Here is a 16,814-nt window from a genome sequence, read left to right as displayed (position 1 = left end):
GACCGACGCCGGTCGAAGCGCGACGTGCTTACGTCGTCGAACTGTCGCGACGGTCGGGCAAATGGACGAAGAGCAGTGTGACCAACGCGAGCACCGAGTTGCGGAACGCAGGTTCCAATCCGTTCCACGCCGTCGATTTCCACATCTGAAACCACTCACCGCCGACCGCGATGAATCCGCCGAAGAAGAGGAGCACCATCATGACCAGACCGATGCTGGCCAGCGGGCGGGCATTGCGCGAGCCACGCCACCACAGCACTGCGGCGACGACGAGAACGAGCGCGGTGACGGTCTCGACAACGATGACGCCGATGTAGGCGACGTTCTGCAGGACACTGCCGTCGATGGCGCGCCACATCACGTCGTCGTCGAGGCCGGTACCCGGTTTCGCGCCGAAGTTGGTCGTGTCCATCGACAGCACGTGCGCGACGAAGGGTTGATTGGTACCGAAATCGGTGATGTTTCCGAAGGCCACGAACGCCAGGTAGATGCCGTTGAGAAAGACCAGTACGCCGATCGCGAATGCGGGGGTACCGAGGCGTTGCCACTTCCAGGCGGCACGGGCAGGAATTGTGTCACGGTCAGGAACTCTGTCGGTTTCCGTCATGTCGGCTCACGATAGCCGCGTGCTACCACGGGCTCGGCGGGCGCGGCTTAAGCTGGCGGGACCCGATCATCGTTTACGAGGGGGAGCTCTGAATTCCACGGAAGAAGTCGCCGACGACGACACCAGCGTTTCCGATTCCGCGAAGCCCGCGGCCAAGCCCGCGAAGCAGGACGGTCGCAAGAAGCGGTGGCACGAGCACAAGATCGCCCGGCGTGAAGAGTTGGTCGACGGCACCATCGCCGCGATTCGTGCGCGCGGCAGCAACCTCGGCATGGACGAGATCGCCGGTGAGATCGGCGTGTCCAAGACCGTGCTGTATCGATACTTCGCCGACAAGAGCGACCTGACCAATGCCACGATGCGCCGGTTCGTCGAGACGATTCTGGCGCCGCGGATCTACCTGGCCATCGGTAGTCAGGTGGAGGAGTACGACCTGGTTCATTCCGCGATCGCCGCCTACGTCGAGACCGTTGCCGCCGATCCGGAGCTCTACCTCTACGTCATGAACAACACGTCGGTCAACACCAACAACGACGTCGTGGCGGACTCGGAGCGCATGTTCGCCGAGGTGGTCGCGACCGTTCTGGGTGAACGAATGCGGCAGTGGCAGATGGATTCCGGCGGCTCGGTGCCGTGGGCATATTCGATCGTCGGCGGTATTCAGCTGGCGACGCACTGGTGGATATCGAACAAGTCGATGTCGGCGGAGGATCTGATCGATTACCTCACGATGATGACGTGGTCCGCCGTCGAAGGTGTCGCGCGCGCAGGCGGTTCCCCGTCCCGTTTCAAGGCGCGACCGCACCCGATCCCGGCGGTCGAGGACTGATGTCCGACGACGACGCCCCGGACGGATACTCCGGAACGGCGGAGGTCACCGTCGGATCGCACGCCCCGGTGACCGTGCGCGTGGAGTTGGCGGGCAACTTCGATCCGATCGTGGGCAAGTTTCGCTGGCACGGCAGACTTCGCGAACTTGCTGCTGCCGTCTCGCCCGCCCCGGAGAAGGGCACCGAGGTGTCCATCGCCACCCCAGACGGTGTGGGGACCGCGGTGGTAACCCATGTCGATCTGTGGGGTTCGCACATGGTGGACGGGGTGTCCGAGCCGCCGTTCCCGGTCTTCGCGCCCTGACGCGGACTCAGCCTGCGACGTGCTCGCGCACGAACTCGCCGATCATGTCGATGGCCTGCTGGCCTTCGGGGATCAAGTCGGCGGCGGCTTGGAACACGTGGAATTGGCCTTCGAAAAGCTGCAGTGTGCACTCGGCACCCTGGTCGGCGATTTCGGTCGCGATCAGCTCGGCGTCGACCACCAACAGCTCGTCGGCGCCGGCCTGAATCAGGACGGGCGGCATGCCGGAGAGGTCGGCGTCGAGCGGCCTGCGCACGCGGCCGTACTCGTCGAGGTGGCCGCGCTCGCCTTCGACCTTCGTCATGAGTTCGGCGAGCGACATCAACCCGTTCGCGGGAAACAGCGGATCGCGCACGTTGCCCAGTCGCTCCAACTTGCGCTCGGGGTCGGTGTCGACGAACGGCGACTGGCACACCACAGCGGCCGGATAGCCGATGCCACGTTCGTTGGCGACGATCGCCGTCATCAACGCCATGTAGCCGCCGGCGGAATCGCCCACGATCACGATCTGGTCGTTGCGATAGCCCAGGTCGAGCAACAGTTGATAGCCGTCGAGACAGTCTTCGATCGATTCGGTTATCGGGTTCTCGGGCAGCATCCGGTAGTCGACGCTCAGCGCAGGCGCCTTGCAGACGGCCGAGATCCGCGAGACCAGCCGACGATGCGTATGCAGGCCACAACAGATGAACGCACCACCGTGCAGGTAGAGCAGCACACGATCGCTGTCCGCTCCCGGACCGCGCACCCACTCGGCGTCGCAGTTGGTGAGCTTGCGGGGGCGAACGGTCGAGCCACCGATCGCACGCAGCGGCGTTGCGATGGTATCGATCAATCCGTACGGCCACGGTAGGTTCGGCAGTGCGCCCCACGTTTGGAGGACCGGTCGAACGGTGACTTGCAACGCGGCACGCAGAGCGCGGCTCTGCAGACTCGGGCCGGGGAGAACGTCGATCGTGGGAGAGCTGATCGGAGAACGCAATGCAGACTTCCCCACGGTGGCTCCTCTCCGAACCGGTCGCGAGCGGTTTTCGCCCTTGGCACACAATGACACACAACGGCGTTCCAGCGCCGAATAGGTGATCTTGAAACGGAGACGAAATGGCAGCAAAACGTGAGTTCGACCTGGTGCTTTACGGTGCGACCGGTTTTGTCGGAAAACTGACCGCGCAATACCTGGTCACGGCCGCACCACCGAAGGCGCGGATCGCGTTGGCCGGGCGGTCGCTGACGAAGTTGACTGCCGTCCGCGACGAACTCGGAACGGCTGCCGCCGACTGGGCGCTGATCGTCGCCGACGCCGCGGATCAATCCGACGTCGACGCGATGGCCAAGCGCACCAAGGTCGTCGTCACTACCGTCGGCCCGTACGCGAAGTACGGCCTGCCGCTGGTGCAGGCCTGCGCGTACGCGGGCACGCACTACGCAGACCTGACGGGCGAAACGCTGTTCGTCCGCGACTGCATCGACAAGTTCCACAACGTTGCACTCGACTCCGGCGCGCGGATCGTGAACTCGTGCGGATTCGACTCCGTGCCGTCCGATCTGAGCGCCTACCTGATCTACCGGAAGTCGTTGGAGGACAACACCGGCGAGCTGGAGACTACCACCTTGGTCGCGACGCTCAAGGGCGGCGCGAGCGGCGGCACCATCGATTCGGCACGCACCCAGTTCGAAGAGATCGCCGCCGATCCGGCCAAGGGCAAGATTGCCGGTCACCCGTACTCGCTGACCCCCGATCGCGACATGGAGCCCAAGCTGGGCAAGCAATCCGATCAGGCGCTGCGCCGTGCGGACACCATCGACGCGAGCCTGTCGGGTTGGGTCACCACGTTCGTCATGGCGTCGTACAACACGCGCGTGGTTCGACGTTCCAATGCGTTGCTCGGCTGGGCGTACGGCAAGAACTTCCGCTACAGCGAGGTGATGAGCGCGGGCAAATCGACGCTGGCACCGGTACTCGCGGCCGGTATCGCGGGCGGTATCGCCGTCGGCGTCGTGGCGGGTCCGCTGACGTCGCGCGGTATCGGCAAGAAGATCGTCGACCGCATCGTTCCGAAGCCGGGCACCGGGCCGAGCGAAGCCGCACGAAACAGCGGCTACTTCTCGATGAAGACCTTCTCGCACACGTCGTCCGGCGCGAAGTACGTGGCAACGTTCGCCGCGAAGGGCGATCCCGGATACGCGGCGACGTCGGTGCTGCTCGGCGAGTCGGGACTGGCGCTGGCATTCGACGACAAGCGGTTGGGCGACGTCGGCGTCGTGACACCCGCGATCGCAATGGGTGAGCCGCTGGCCGATCGGCTGCGCGCGGCCGGGATGACGATCACGGTGGAACGCGGCTAGCCGGGATACCGGCTTTCTTTCCGGACCCACTTCGCCTGTGGCAAGGTCACATCATGGGGAAACACGGTAAGTCCTGGAAGGTTCCCGCAGCAGAGGCGCTCCGGGCGAAGCCCGACATCGAGGTTGCCGACTTCGATGCAAGTGCGACACCGGGATTCGCCGGTGACAAGAAGTCCGGCAACGAATTGCTTGTCGAACGCGGCGAGCATCTTGCCGAACTACAGGAGCGCCTCTACGCGGCAGGCAGATCCGGCGATCACCGCTCCGTGCTGCTGGTGTTGCAGGGAATGGACACAGCAGGCAAAGGCGGCATCGTCAAGCACGTGATCGGCGCCGTCGATCCGCAGGGCATCGATCACACGTCGTTCGGTGTGCCGTCGGAGGAGGAGAAGAAGCACAACTACCTCTGGCGCATCCGCAATGCGCTGCCGCGCGGCGGGCAGATCGGCGTCTTCGACCGGTCGCACTACGAGGACGTCCTTGTTGTCCGCGTCCACAATCTCGTCCCGGAGTCGGTGTGGGAGAAGCGATACGACGAGATCAACCGCTTCGAGAGCAAGTTGGTCGAATCGGGCACCACCATCGTCAAGGTCGCGATGTTCGTGTCGTTGGAGGAGCAGAAGGAGCGTCTCGCCGAACGCCTCGACCGGCCGGACAAGTATTGGAAGTACAACCCCGCCGACATCGACGAGCGCAAGCGTTGGCCCGACTATCAAGAGGCGTACCAGGCTGTGCTGGACAAGACGTCGACCGACGTAGCGCCGTGGTACGTGGTGCCGTGCGATCGTAAGTGGTTCAGTCGGCTCGCTGTGACCGAACTGCTGATTGACGCATTGGAGCGCCTGCAACTCGGTTGGCCGCCCGCCGATTTCGATGTCGAGGCCGAGAAGAAGCGACTCGCGAAGGCGTGATGGCCGCATGAACGTCGATCATCCGGAGCGCGACGACGCGTGGAATCGGGATGCGCGCGACGAGACGGAAACCGAACGCCTCGACCGCAACTGGATCAGCCTGCTGCAGGAGCTCCGGGTGGTGCAGACCGGCGTTCAGCTGCTCACCGGCTTTCTGCTGATTCTGCCGTTCCAGGACCGCTTCGCCGATCTGAGCGACGTGATGCAAGGTGTGTACCTGGCGACCGTGCTGTTCTCGATGGGCGCGACGATTTTGTTGATCGCGCCGGTGGGGATGCACCGAGTATTGTTCCGGCAGCATCGATTGCTGGAATTGGTGTCGACCGCGCATCGTTGCGCGCTCGCCGGGCTGGTGCTGCTCGGACTGGCGCTCACGGGTGTGGCAACCCTGATTTTCGACGTCGTTGCGGGCGGTATCGCGGGAGCGCTTGTCGGCGTCGCCACTGCCGCTCTGTTCGTTTTTGCCTGGCTGGTTTTTCCCAAGCTTGTTCAACGTTCTCAGCTGGAAAGGCATCCGACATGACGCAAGTGAAGTGGCTCGACGAGCCGGAAGAGCACGATTATCCTGCTGCCGCAGACTATCTCGCGCTGATAGGGGCGCCTGCGGCCGTCAAGTCGATCGTGGCGGCGCTACAGAAAGCGCCCATAGTCGACAAGAAGGCAAAGGACATTCTGCGGGCCGCTCGCTTGCCGTTGCTCGACAAGGACAACCCGCATGTCGCCTCGGACCTGGCGAAGATCGCGAAAGGAAAGGCAATCTCGCCGGTCCTGTTGGTGCGTGGCGATCTGCACACCGGGTTGGCGCTGCAGGTTGCCGACGGCTACCACCGGGTGTGCGCCAGCTACCACACCGACGAAAATACGGACATACCAGTGAAATTGGTTGCCGCCGACGGCTCGAAGTAGCACCCGGTGTCATTCGCAACGCTGGCCATGATCATGGTGGTGGGGTTGCTCGGTCCGCTGCTGGCGGCGCGACAGGGCTGGCACATTCCGGTGACTATCGGCGAGCTGCTCGCCGGGATCGCATTCGGCGCCACCGGTTTCGGGTTGTTGCACTCGTCGGACGCGACGTTCAAGCTACTCGCCGACGTCGGCTTCGCGCTGACCATGTTCGTGGCGGGATCACATGTGCCGGTGCGTGATCCAACGGTTCGGTCGGCGCTGGGCAAGGGCGTCGGCAGGGCCGTGGCGGTCGGGCTGCTCGCAGTCGCGGCCGCTGCCTTGATCAGCTACCTCTTCGACACCAGCCACCTCGCCCTGTACGCGGTGTTGATGGCGTCGTCGTCCGCGGCCCTTGTGCTGCCGATCGTGGACTCGTTGGAACTCGGCGGACCGCAGGTAATCCAGATGATGGCGCAGGTAGCGATCGCCGATACCGCGTGCATCGTGGCGCTGCCGCTGGTGGTCGATCCGTCGAATGCCGGGCGTGCGGCACTGGGCGCCGCAGCTGTTGCGGCCTGCGCCGTAGTGCTGTTCTTCGGTTTGCGCGCGGTCGAGAAGACGGGATTGCGGCACAAGCTGCATGACATCTCCGAAGAGCGCAAGTTCGCACTGGAGCTGCGGATCAGCCTGGCGATCCTGTTCGCGCTCGCTGCGTTGGCGACGACGACTCATGTGTCGATCATGTTGGCGGGCTTTGCGTTCGGGTTGGCTGTCGCAGGTGTCGGCGAACCGCGACGCGTCGCGAAGCAACTGTTCGCCATCAACGACGGGTTTCTCGGTCCGTTGTTCTTCGTGTGGCTGGGCTCGTCGATCGATCTGCGCGAGCTGGCACACAATCCGTCCTACATCGGCGTCGGTGTCGCACTCGGGTTGGGCGCGTTGCTGGTGCACAGCGCGATGCGGATAGCCGGCCTACCGCTGCCGTTGGCTGCGATGTCCGCTGCGCAACTTGGTGTTCCGATTGCAGCAGTGACAGTCGGATCGCAGTTGCATCTGCTGAAGCCCGGCGAATCGGGCGCCTTGATCTTGGGTGCGATGATCACGATCGCGGTGGCTGCAATATCGGGCGGAATAGCGGCGAAGCATTTCGCTGCGGCACCATCTGAAGGGGCGCAGGGAAAAGCGGTGCCAGCACAAGCGGACACGTCGCTGGGAAAAGCGACGCCCTGAAATTTGCCACGGAGGGCACTGCGCGGATCTAGCTATGGATCGTCGTCGGATTTCTTTGCCGCATCGATGGCTGCTTTGATGGCCCGGTCGAGTAGTTCTTCGGGGTGGTGGCAGTGGTTGATTCTCGGTTTTTGTTCCGGATCGATGTGTTTGGGTGGGATCCACAGAGTTCGCCCGGGGAATTCATGATTGTCGTCGGCTTTGATGGTTTGCCAACCGTTTTCGGTTCTGGTGACGAGTGCGTGGCAGCCGTCGCAGGCGAAGGTTTCGCCATCGATATCGGTTTCGCCACCTTCCACCCAGTCTTTGACGTGATGAACCGCGCACAGGGTTGGCGGTTTGTCACACCCGGGTTTGGTACACCCCCGATCGAAGGGAATCAGGACCAGGCGTTGCTCTCCACTGGCGAGGCGGCTGCTTCTGCCGAGGTGCAACGGTCGGCCGGCGTGATCGAAGATCGCCAACCACGGTCTCGTCTTCTCCGCCATCTTCAACGCGTCGGAAACGGGGATACGACCACCGGTCGCGGTGGTCGCGACTCCGGCGGCTTCTTCGAGTTGATCGAGGGTCATGGTGATGATCGCGGTGACGGGGAGGCCGCGGTGGCTGCCGGATTTCCCGGACTCCAAAGCTATCTCGCAGATCCGTTTCAGCGCATCATGATTGCGCTGGGCTGCGGTGCGAACATCTTTCGTGGCAGCGTCGGCGGGATCGGCCGGGTTCGGATCGTCGGGGTTGTTCATCCCTGGTTTGGCGTGCTTCGCCAACAACGCATCCAGCAGGGCCCGCAGGGTGGGGTCGATGCACCCGGACACCGGTGACATCAAATCCGGTCCTTGCGGTCCGATCCGAAACGCACGTCGTCGTTGCCGGTCGCGGTCGTCGGTGAGCTTGCCGTCCGGATCGAGGTAGCTCAACAGTCGGTCACCGGCTTTGCGAACGTCCTCGGGTGTCCCGTCCCTCGCGCACTCGGCGAGGATCTTTTCCGCTTCGTCCCGATGCGCTCTAGGTAAGGCGGCGGGAACGTCGTGCATGACGGCTGCGATCTTGCGGGCATGCTCGGGGCTGATGTCACCGCCCTGTTGTGCTTTGGAGGTTGCGGGCAGATCGACAGGAATCTCATGCCCGCCGACGTCATGCCAGGTGCCCAACTTCTTCGCCGCCGTCACCCGAGCGGTCGCATCCGACCGGGACAGCCGAAGCACGTCTTGGAGGTACGACGCGGTCGAGGTGCACCCGGCTCGGCGTGGGATGGAGCGTTCTTCGGTCTCGACGAGGGCTTTGGTGAAGAACGCGGCGAGTTGGCGGGTGCACCGCTCGGCCATCCGCAGAACCTCGGTCAACTGGTCGTCGGAATAGCGGGTCAGGTCGTCGTCGAGCACCGCGGACACGTCAGCAGCGAGTGCTGCGACAGGTCCTTCGGTGATCGAATGCATGTGCTAATTCTAGCGGCACCCACCGACACGAAACTTCTGAAACTGTTGGGGCTCAAGGGGTTAGCGCGAGCACTTGACCTTCGTGATCACGAGCAAAGGGTGGTAATTTTTGCGATTTCTGCCACCCGATGCTCGTGATCAGCGCGCCAGGGCGGATCAGCCCGCGAAGTTGGGGCACAGGTTCGTCGTGGCAGCGCTGACGAAGAGGGTGCCCTGGTTGAAGTGGTAGGTCTGCTCGACCGCAGACATTTCGTCGAGAACCGAAACCCCGGCGCGCAGGTGATCACACGTCGCATAGCCGGCGGCGATCATCTGATCCGCCGTCATGCCCGGCAACGTCGCGCCGTTGATGGTGATCTCGTCCATGAACGACACCGGATCGGCCATCGCCGTACCGGCGCCCATCACTCCGGCACCGAGACCGACGACGGTGAAGGCGAAGAGCGAAGCGGCGACGCGGTTACGGGTGCGGGTGCTGAACATGGGGTTTCTCTTCTCTGTCAGGGGGAAGGTGACCGTTTCCGGTGTGAGATAAACGATCCGGCATTGCCGCCCCCGGCACTACACACCCTGAGGGTGATAAACCCACACCCAGCGGCTACCGGCGGGTCAGTTCGGCGGACCGTCGTCGAGCGTGATTGCCGCAGCTTTCGGATTGCCCTCTTTCGTGGTCCATACGAACTGGATCACGTCGCCTGGACGATGGCCGGAAATGATGGCGCGCATGGTCTTTGCCGAATCGATGCGCTTGCCGTCCATCTCGGTGATCAGATCGCCGTCGGTCATGCCGGCCTCGTCGGCGGGCGTCCCGAACAGAGCGCCGTCGACATGTGCGCCCGGCGGCTTGCCGGGATCGTTGTCGGACACCAGCACACCCAGCACCGCCGTCGGCCCGATATGCACTGTGTCAGAGGCCTTTCCGGCCTGAATATCCTTGACGATCGCCATCACCTGGTTGATCGGCACCGCAAATCCACGTCGGGGCGAGGCGGGCGGGACCGGAGCAACGGGTGTCGAACCCTGGGCCGGTGGATCCTCCGGCGAGGTATCGTTCGTCGACGCTGCGGCAATCACGCCGACCACTTCGCCGACCCGATTGACCAACGAGCCGCCCGACTGCCCCGGCGCCACATCGGCATCCACCTCGATCAGTCCGGTCAGGTATTTGCGAGAGAAGTCGGCGTCGTTGCGCGCGACAATCGTGCTGTCCAGATCGACAGCTGCACCCGTGACAGGTGTGGGCACTCCACCGACTCCCCCGGCGTTGCCGATCGCCGCCACCTGATCGCCGACGGCAACACCCGACGAGTCGCCGAATTTCGCGGTCGGTAGGCCGCCTGCGTTTGCCAATTGCAATAGCGCGATGTCGTGGTCGCTGTCGTAGCCGATCGGCTTCGCGTCGTAGATCAGGCCGGTCCCCACGTCCGTCACGCTGATGCTGCTCGCGCCCTTGATCACGTGGTGGCTCGTGATCACCTGCCCGCTGTCGGTCAGCACGATTCCGGTACCGGCCCCTTCCAGGCCCAGCGGTTCGATCGTGACGTTGATGTTCACCAGGGTCGGCACCACCGCGCCTGCGACGGCCTGCGCGTCGAGTGGTCCGGCGCCTACCCGCGGCGACGCAGGCGGTGCTGCGACCAGAGGTTGCTGTTGGGCAGTGGCCGGGCTCCACGGCAACGTCCACTGCCCCTTGTCGACGCCGACCCCGTACGTAACGGCACCTACCAGCAGCAACACGACCAGTAACGGCCCGATGAGGCCACGACGCGGTGGCTCGGGTGCCACGTACGCGGGCTCGATCCGAACCGGACCGACCGGACGCGACCCCGGCGGCACCCACATGTTGCCGACAGCGGGAGGAACCGCGGGCAATTCGGCGTCGTCGGGGCGAGCCTGGTGCCTGTCCATCGCCCTCCTGACCTGCGCAGCCGGCAATGCCTCAGCCTATGCCGGAAGGAGCGGTCCGCGCATCGAACCGACGCCTCCGTAGGCTGTGCGTGTGTCGGAAACTGAGCCGCGGCGTCTCTTCATCACTGGAGGCAATGGATTCATCGGTCGCGCCCTCGGCGTTCGATTTCGCAAGCACGGCGTCGAGGTCCGCGGTGTCGACTTCACCGCCGATCCAAGTGCCGATGTGGTTGCGGGTGACATCACCGATCCCAGCCCGTGGCGCGATCACCTGATCGGATGCGACACGGTGATCCACACTGCGGCGATCGTCTCCAACGCCTACGACGCCGACACCTCCTGGCGTGTGAATGTCCTCGGCACCCAGCGAGTGCTCGACGCAGCTATCGCCGCAGGCGTTCAGCGCTTCGTTCACATCTCGTCGATTCGCGCGTTCTCCGATCTCGACTATCCCGACGGTGTCACCGAGGACCACCCGGTCCGACCCGACGGAAATCCGTACGTAGACACCAAGATTGCCTCCGAGCAGGTTGTCCTGCAACGCCACGCGGAAGGGCGCATCGAGTGCACCGTCATTCGCCCCGGTGATGTCTACGGACCGGGATCGCAACCGTGGACCGTCAAGCCGATCGGTCTGATTCGCAAGAACATGTTTCTGCTGCCCGCGATGGGTAACGGCATCTTCAGCCCCGTCTACATCGACGATTTGGTCGCCGGAATACGACTCGCCACCATCACCGACGCCGCCGCAGGCCAGGTCTTCACCATCGGCGGCGCGTCCGGCGTGCGGTGTGCCGATTTCTTCGGTCACTACTACCGCATGCTCGGTAAGCGAGGGCCGCTATGCCTACCGACCGCGGCGGCACTTGCCCTGGCCCGCACCAGCGAAACCGCGGCACGAATCACGCGAACGCCCACCGAGGTCAATCGGACAAGCCTGCTGTATCTGTGCCGGACCGGCACGTATTCGATCGACAAGGCCAGACGGGTACTCGGATACGAGCCGACTGTCGACGTCACCACCGGCATGGTCCACACCGAAAACTGGTTACGTGAACAACAATTGATACCGAGGAGCACACATGCCGACAGCTGACAAGCTGGCAGTACGACGTTTCGGCGTCACCGATATTCCCGATCTGGCCGGCAAGACGGTCGCGATCACTGGATCGAACAACGGCCTCGGCCTGCAGTCGGCAACTGCGCTCGCCCGGGCGGGTGCCCGCGTGATCCTGTTGTGCCGCAACCAGGAAACAGGTCGCGCGGCATTGGCGAAGGTGCGTGCCATCTCTCCCGACGGCGCCGATCACCAACTGGTTCGGCTCGACCTCACTAGTCTCGCCGCCGTTCGCGACGCCGCCGACTCGACGAAAGCGCTTGCGCCTCGTCTCGACGTCCTGATCAACAACGCCGGTCTCATGGCGGTGCCATTCGACCGAACCGATGACGGTTTCGAAAAGCAGATCGGGACAAACCATTTCGGCCATTTCGTCCTCACGGACGCGCTGCTCCCGTCGTTGCTGGCGACCAACCAACCGCGGGTCGTCACACTCGCGAGCGTTGCGCACAAGCGTGGTGCGATCGTGCTCGACGACCTGAACTATCACCAGCGGCCCTACACGCGCATGGGCGCATACAGTCAGTCGAAGTTGGCAAATCTGATCTACGCCGCCGAACTCGGTAGGCGAAGCGCAGCGGCGGGGTCATCGCTGATTTCCGTTGCCGCACACCCCGGTATCGCGGCGACAAACCTCTTCGACTCGATGGTGCCGCCCATTCCCGGGGCGTTGACCGTGACGCACCTCGGGCTGCGTGCCATCGGAAACAACGAGCGCGGCGGCGCACTCAGCCAGCTCTACGCAGCGACCATGCCGGACGTTCGCAACGGCGACTACCTCGGTCCCAACCAACTCGGCGGCGCCCGTGGGCCGGTGCGGCGTTCGAAGCGCACGCGCTCCGCTCGCGACGAAACGGTGGCGGCAGGCCTGTGGGACAAGTCCGTCGAGCTGACCGGTGCGGACTACAGCGCACTCGCATCCACGGTCGCGGAATGACGAAGAACCCCGACGGCGCCGACGCCGCACTCGAACGCGCGCGGAAACTCATCCGCCCCGCCGATCTGCAGAACGCAGATCCTCAGGCACAGAACTACATCGATCTGATCGGGCCCGAAGACGCCCCGCAGCCGACGGCTTCGCAGCGTGCGATGATCAACACGATCGTGGCAGCGATCTACGAACGACTGTGGCGTCCGGTCGGCGTGGCAGCCTTCGGGCTGTACGGACTCAGCGCGCAGAAGGAACGTGAGGAAGCCGCCGAACGCCTACGACTTCGCGGCAACCAGCAGGTTCTCGACGTCGCCTGCGGCCCAGGAAATTTCACCAATTTCTTCGGCTCACAACTGTCCGGAGACGGCATTGCCGTCGGATTCGACATCTCCCGTCCGATGATCGCACAGGCTGTTCGCGACAATCGCAGCTCGCATGCCGCTTACGTGCGCGGTGATGCCCGACGCCTGCCGTTCGACGACGCCACGTTCGACGCAGTGTGCTGCTACGCAGCTCTGTACCTGGTGCCCGACCCGTTCGTCGTCGTCGACGAAATGCTTCGTGTGCTCGCACCCGGTGGGCGAATCGCGATCATGACCAGCTACGGCAGCGAGATCGCACCCATCCACGCAGCACTCTCGTTGGGCGCCAAAACAATCGGCGTACGCATCTTCGACCGGAGCACGTTTCCGGCCATCTTCACAGCCGCGGGCCTCGTCGACATCAAGCAGCAGACTCGCGGCACTGCGCAGTACGTGAGCGCGCACCGCCTTTAGCGGTAGGACGTATCTCGCGCCAGCGGTTCGATCTCGTCCAGCGCAGCAAGGCGCGCAGTAAGTGCAGCCCGAATCCGGTCGAAAGACTGCGGCCCCAACGGGACTCGGAGCGGCGGCTCGGCCATATCGGCGATCGTGAGGATCACCTCGGCAGCACGGTCGGGGTCACCGGGTTGCTGACCGTCCTGCGCGTCGAACCTGGTGCGTTCGGCGTCGAGCACCGGTTCGTAGGCCGCCAACGGTTCCGCCCAGCGAATCGAGCGCCCCGCGAAATCGGTTCGGAACGGACCTGGCTCGACCAGCACGACCTTGATTCCGAAGTACGCCACCTCTGCTGCCAGCGCCTCCGATAGCCCTTCGAGCGCGAATTTCGTTCCGGCATAAGCTGCTCCGCCAAGTGCAACGGTGACGCCGCCGACCGATGACATCTGCAGAATCAGCCCGCTGCCCTGTTGCCGCATGGTCGGGAGCACTGCGCGGGTGACGGCAAGAACGCCGAACACGTTGGTATCGAACTGTTTCCGCAGATCGGCGTCGTCGAGTTCCTCGATTGCGCCACGCAGTCCGTAGCCGGCGTTGTTGACCAAGACGTCGATTCGTCCGAACGCACCGAGAGCATCACGAACGGCGTCGTCGATGGTCGCCTGATCTGTGACGTCGAGGTGCAATGCGAGCACCTTGGGATCCGACGCGAGGTCGGCGAGCGCAGTCGTGTCTCGCGCGGTCGCGACAACCCGGTTGCCCGCAGCCAATGCGGCGCGGGCGATGGCTCGTCCGAAGCCGGTGCTGGCACCAGTGATGAACCACACGCGAGAGGAGTCATAAGTCATTCTATTATCGAAACGCTACGTATCGTTTTTGTCAACAGGTATGTTCATTCCATGCAGAACGAGACCGCGGGCAGGCCGCGGAGCGAATCGACTCGACGCGCGATTCTCGACGCCGCCTACGACATGCTCGCGGAGACCGGCTTCCGCGGCCTCACCATGGAGGCAATCGCTCAGCGCGCAGGCGCGGGCAAGACCACGCTCTACCGCTGGTGGCCGTCGAAGGCCGCGATCCTGCTCGACGCGGTGCACGACCGCGCCGACAGGTATCCAGGATTCGGCGACTCGGGCGACGTGCACACCGACCTCCTGGACGAGGTCCGCGGCGTCATCGCGTTCTATCGCACCAAAACCGGTGCCGCGATGTTGGACCTGATCGCCGAGAGTCGCTTCGAGCCGTCACTCGCCGAGGCCATCAGCGAACGGTTCATCGCAGGCCGTCGCGCCGCGACAACCGAGGTGCTGCAACGTGGGATCGAGCGCGGTCAGGTTCGTGCCGACCTGGACATCGACGTGACGATGGACGCGATCTGGGGCTCGATCTACTACAAGCTGCTCATCTCGCACGCCACTCTGACATCCGCCCATGCCGACGCGATTCTCGCCCTGATCTGGCCCAGTCTGCGAACCCCCTGACCCTGTCCTTTCGATTCGGTCATAATGGAGCCAACCCGACCGCCTCGGCGGTGTCGGGCAACAACGCTGATGCCACACGCAGTTGGGGAGCTGGGCTCAGTTGTCTGCACGCAGCCGCGTCACACACGCTTCGGCAATCAAGGAGAACCTCGCGTGTCGATGGTCAAGTCAGCAGTCGAGCTGGCGAAGGGCGTGGCACCCATCGTGCGGTCGGGGGCCTTGCGCCCGATGTCGCCCGCAAAGTTGGCACGCATGGGCGTGGCGGCGGTGCGGTGGGACGTCACCCCGGGCATGGCGATCGCGATGACCGCACGGCGCTACCCCGATCGGACCGCAATCATCGACGACGCCGGCAGCGTCACCTATCGCCGACTCGACGAGGAGATCGACGCACTGGCCCGCGCCATGCTCGTGCGTGGTATCGACGACAAGGCGAAGGTAGCCATACTCTGCCGAAACCACCGCGGCTTCCTGCACGCTGTCGCTGCGGCAGGTCGAGTCGGCGCCGATCAGGTTCTCGTCAATACCGGGCTCTCCGGAGATCAGTTGGCGACGGTGCTACGCGAGCAGCGCGTCGACGTACTGGTCGCCGATTCGGAGTTCACCACCGCGGCGGGCATCGAGGGAATCCAGCTGATTCAAGCGTGGTCCAACGAGGGCTATCCGCGCTTACGCGACGGTGTTCCGACCATCGACGAATTGATCGCGCGCGATACCGAGCACCGCCTCCCTTTCCGCCCGCGCGTCGCCCATTCGATCATCCTGACGTCGGGTACGACGGGGGCACCGAAGGGGGCGCTTCGCACCAACCCGCGTAATCCGATGCCTGGCGCAGCACTGTTGTCGCGCATACCGTTTCGAGCAGGAAGCACCGATCTGGTCTGCGCGCCGATCTTTCATTCCTGGGGCTTCGGAGCACTGATCAGCAGCATCGCGATGGGGTGCACCGTTGTACTGCAACGCAATTTCCTTGCGCGGGAGGCACTGCACGCCATCGAAGCGCATAGGGTGCGGACGTTGATAGTCGTGCCGATCATGTTGTCGCGCATCATCGATGCTTCCGCGGATACCGATACCGACACGTCCAGTCTCGACGTGATCGCTGCCTGCGGGTCGGCGATCGCGGCGCCTGTGGTTCGCGAGACCCTACGCAGGTTCGGGCCGGTGCTCTACAACATCTACGGCAGTACCGAAGTCTCCTTTGCGACGATTGCAACTCCCGACGAGCTCGCGGCGCACCCGACAACGTCCGGACGAGCGCCGCTCGGCACCACGATCGCGATCCTCGATCCCGCAGGTCGCCCGGTCAGCGCCGGTGCGGTGGGCGAGATATTCGTAGGCAACGGAATGCTTTTCGACGGTTACACGCGCCAGGGCGCAGGAAAAAAGGTGGTCGACGGTTTGATGGCCACGGGCGATCTCGGGAGGATTGGCGCCGACGGCCTGCTGTTCCTCGACGGACGAGCCGACGACATGGTGGTCTCCGGTGGTGAGAACGTCTATCCGAACGAGGTGGAACAGGTGATCGCCGAGATCGAGGGCGTAGCCGAAGTCGCGGTGATCGGCGTCCCGGACGTCGAATTCGGCCATCGCCTCGCCGCGTTCGTCGTGCGCCAAGATCCCCGATCCGCCACTGTCACAGCCGAAGCCGTCACCGCCGTCGTCAAGCAGCGACTCGCGCGCTTCAGCGTTCCGCGCGAAGTACGGTTCGTCGACGCGCTCCCCCGCAACACCACAGGCAAGGTGGTGCCGCGACTGCTCCGCGAGATCGTGGAAGCCGACGAGGTGCAGTGACGATGTACTACGAGGATCTGGAAGCAGCAGGTCCGCTGAATCCCGATATCGCGGAACAGTTGTGTTGGAAGACCAACGAATACTCGTCCAAGATCGTACTGACGGTGGCAGGTCGTCGAATCTTGGCGCAGACCTTGCCGCTGTGTTGGAACGAGCTGAAAGTTCGCAGGGGAACTGCCATTTCGATCACCGTCGATGGTGGCCATCAGTCGCCGGACGAAGACAAACGCGCGCTGCGAGATTTCAGCGAGCTGTTCAGGACGTTGACGGCAGGCTGAT

Annotated in this window: 19 protein-coding genes; 13 read left to right on the top strand and 6 right to left on the bottom strand. The window is 64.0% G+C overall.

Going from position 1 to position 16,814, the window contains the following annotated elements; translation table 11 throughout:
• Positions 1-28 precede the first annotated feature (28 nt).
• Entirely contained in the window at positions 29-607 is a 579-nt protein-coding gene (locus FOY51_RS15155; RefSeq protein WP_149431067.1) for a DUF2165 domain-containing protein, read from the bottom strand.
• Between FOY51_RS15155 and FOY51_RS15150 the strand changes: the two genes are divergently transcribed.
• Entirely contained in the window at positions 606-1,436 is an 831-nt protein-coding gene (locus FOY51_RS15150; RefSeq protein WP_149431066.1) for a TetR/AcrR family transcriptional regulator, read from the top strand. The genes FOY51_RS15155 and FOY51_RS15150 overlap by 2 nt on opposite strands.
• A complete protein-coding gene (locus FOY51_RS15145) occupies positions 1,436-1,741 on the top strand; it encodes a DUF4873 domain-containing protein (protein ID WP_149431065.1) in 306 nt (101 codons plus the stop codon). The genes FOY51_RS15150 and FOY51_RS15145 overlap by 1 nt, the downstream gene beginning before the upstream one ends.
• 7 nt (positions 1,742-1,748) lie before the next feature.
• On the opposite strand, the gene FOY51_RS15140 is transcribed toward FOY51_RS15145, so the two are convergent.
• Positions 1,749-2,735 (bottom strand): alpha/beta hydrolase, encoded by a 987-nt coding sequence (locus tag FOY51_RS15140; RefSeq protein ID WP_187776335.1) that lies wholly within the window; start codon positions 2,733-2,735, stop codon positions 1,749-1,751.
• Between the two features lie 104 nt (positions 2,736-2,839).
• Between FOY51_RS15140 and FOY51_RS15135 the strand changes: the two genes are divergently transcribed.
• Genes FOY51_RS15135 through FOY51_RS15115 form a run of 5 tightly spaced genes read left to right on the top strand, consistent with a single transcriptional unit; the run spans position 2,840 to position 7,110 of the window.
• Complete coding sequence (locus FOY51_RS15135) at positions 2,840-4,084, top strand: saccharopine dehydrogenase family protein (RefSeq protein ID WP_149431064.1); 1,245 nt, start codon at positions 2,840-2,842, stop codon at positions 4,082-4,084.
• A 53-nt stretch (positions 4,085-4,137) separates the two neighbouring features.
• Entirely contained in the window at positions 4,138-4,995 is an 858-nt protein-coding gene (locus FOY51_RS15130; RefSeq protein WP_149431063.1) for a polyphosphate kinase 2 family protein, read from the top strand.
• A gap of 7 nt (positions 4,996-5,002) precedes the next feature.
• Positions 5,003-5,518 carry a DUF6328 family protein gene (locus FOY51_RS15125; protein ID WP_149431062.1) on the top strand — a complete coding sequence of 172 codons (516 nt, stop codon included), beginning with the start codon at positions 5,003-5,005 and terminating at the stop codon, positions 5,516-5,518.
• The gene (locus tag FOY51_RS15120) at positions 5,515-5,901 is read left to right on the top strand and encodes a hypothetical protein (protein ID WP_149431061.1); all 387 of its coding nucleotides are present in this window, start codon (positions 5,515-5,517) and stop codon (positions 5,899-5,901) included. Before FOY51_RS15125 ends, FOY51_RS15120 begins: the two co-directional genes overlap by 4 nt.
• 6 nt (positions 5,902-5,907) lie before the next feature.
• Positions 5,908-7,110 (top strand): cation:proton antiporter, encoded by a 1,203-nt coding sequence (locus FOY51_RS15115; RefSeq protein ID WP_149431060.1) that lies wholly within the window; start codon positions 5,908-5,910, stop codon positions 7,108-7,110.
• Positions 7,111-7,142: 32 nt separating this feature from the next.
• On the opposite strand, the gene FOY51_RS15110 is transcribed toward FOY51_RS15115, so the two are convergent.
• The 3 genes from FOY51_RS15110 to FOY51_RS15100 form a co-directional block, all read right to left on the bottom strand.
• Entirely contained in the window at positions 7,143-8,546 is a 1,404-nt protein-coding gene (locus tag FOY51_RS15110; RefSeq protein WP_149431059.1) for an HNH endonuclease signature motif containing protein, read from the bottom strand.
• A 156-nt stretch (positions 8,547-8,702) separates the two neighbouring features.
• On the bottom strand, positions 8,703-9,029 hold the full coding sequence (locus FOY51_RS15105; RefSeq protein WP_149431058.1) for a DUF732 domain-containing protein: 327 nt from the start codon (positions 9,027-9,029) through the stop codon (positions 8,703-8,705).
• A gap of 126 nt (positions 9,030-9,155) precedes the next feature.
• Complete coding sequence (locus FOY51_RS15100) at positions 9,156-10,454, bottom strand: S1C family serine protease (protein WP_149431057.1); 1,299 nt, start codon at positions 10,452-10,454, stop codon at positions 9,156-9,158.
• A 91-nt stretch (positions 10,455-10,545) separates the two neighbouring features.
• On the opposite strand from FOY51_RS15100, the gene FOY51_RS15095 reads away from it, so the two are divergent.
• From FOY51_RS15095 to FOY51_RS15085, 3 genes are read left to right on the top strand one after another with little or no spacing between them, the layout of a single operon-like run.
• Positions 10,546-11,550 carry an NAD-dependent epimerase/dehydratase family protein gene (locus FOY51_RS15095; RefSeq protein WP_149431056.1) on the top strand — a complete coding sequence of 335 codons (1,005 nt, stop codon included), beginning with the start codon at positions 10,546-10,548 and terminating at the stop codon, positions 11,548-11,550.
• Positions 11,537-12,508, top strand: a complete 972-nt coding sequence (locus FOY51_RS15090; protein ID WP_149431055.1) for an oxidoreductase — start codon at positions 11,537-11,539, stop codon at positions 12,506-12,508. The genes FOY51_RS15095 and FOY51_RS15090 overlap by 14 nt, the downstream gene beginning before the upstream one ends.
• Positions 12,505-13,278, top strand: a complete 774-nt coding sequence (locus FOY51_RS15085) for a class I SAM-dependent methyltransferase (protein ID WP_235916363.1) — start codon at positions 12,505-12,507, stop codon at positions 13,276-13,278. The genes FOY51_RS15090 and FOY51_RS15085 overlap by 4 nt, the downstream gene beginning before the upstream one ends.
• On the opposite strand, the gene FOY51_RS15080 is transcribed toward FOY51_RS15085, so the two are convergent.
• Positions 13,275-14,108: an oxidoreductase gene (locus FOY51_RS15080; protein WP_149431054.1), complete on the bottom strand. Its 834-nt coding sequence runs from the start codon at positions 14,106-14,108 to the stop codon at positions 13,275-13,277. The two genes, FOY51_RS15085 and FOY51_RS15080, sit on opposite strands and share 4 nt — an antisense overlap.
• Positions 14,109-14,159: 51 nt before the next feature.
• On the opposite strand from FOY51_RS15080, the gene FOY51_RS15075 reads away from it, so the two are divergent.
• From FOY51_RS15075 to FOY51_RS15065, 3 genes are all read left to right on the top strand, one after another.
• Entirely contained in the window at positions 14,160-14,741 is a 582-nt protein-coding gene (locus FOY51_RS15075; protein WP_149431053.1) for a TetR/AcrR family transcriptional regulator, read from the top strand.
• Between the two features lie 159 nt (positions 14,742-14,900).
• Positions 14,901-16,535, top strand: a complete 1,635-nt coding sequence (locus FOY51_RS15070; protein WP_149431052.1) for an AMP-binding protein — start codon at positions 14,901-14,903, stop codon at positions 16,533-16,535.
• Positions 16,532-16,813 carry a hypothetical protein gene (locus tag FOY51_RS15065; protein ID WP_149431051.1) on the top strand — a complete coding sequence of 94 codons (282 nt, stop codon included), beginning with the start codon at positions 16,532-16,534 and terminating at the stop codon, positions 16,811-16,813. The genes FOY51_RS15070 and FOY51_RS15065 overlap by 4 nt, the downstream gene beginning before the upstream one ends.
• Position 16,814: the final 1 nt, after the last annotated feature.

The sequence above is a fragment of the Antrihabitans cavernicola genome (genome assembly GCF_008297975.1).
GTDB classification, from domain to species: Bacteria; Actinomycetota; Actinomycetes; order Mycobacteriales; family Mycobacteriaceae; genus Antrihabitans; species Antrihabitans cavernicola.
Note: the sequence above shows the minus strand (reverse complement) of the source record. Positions and strands in the feature narration are given on the sequence as shown.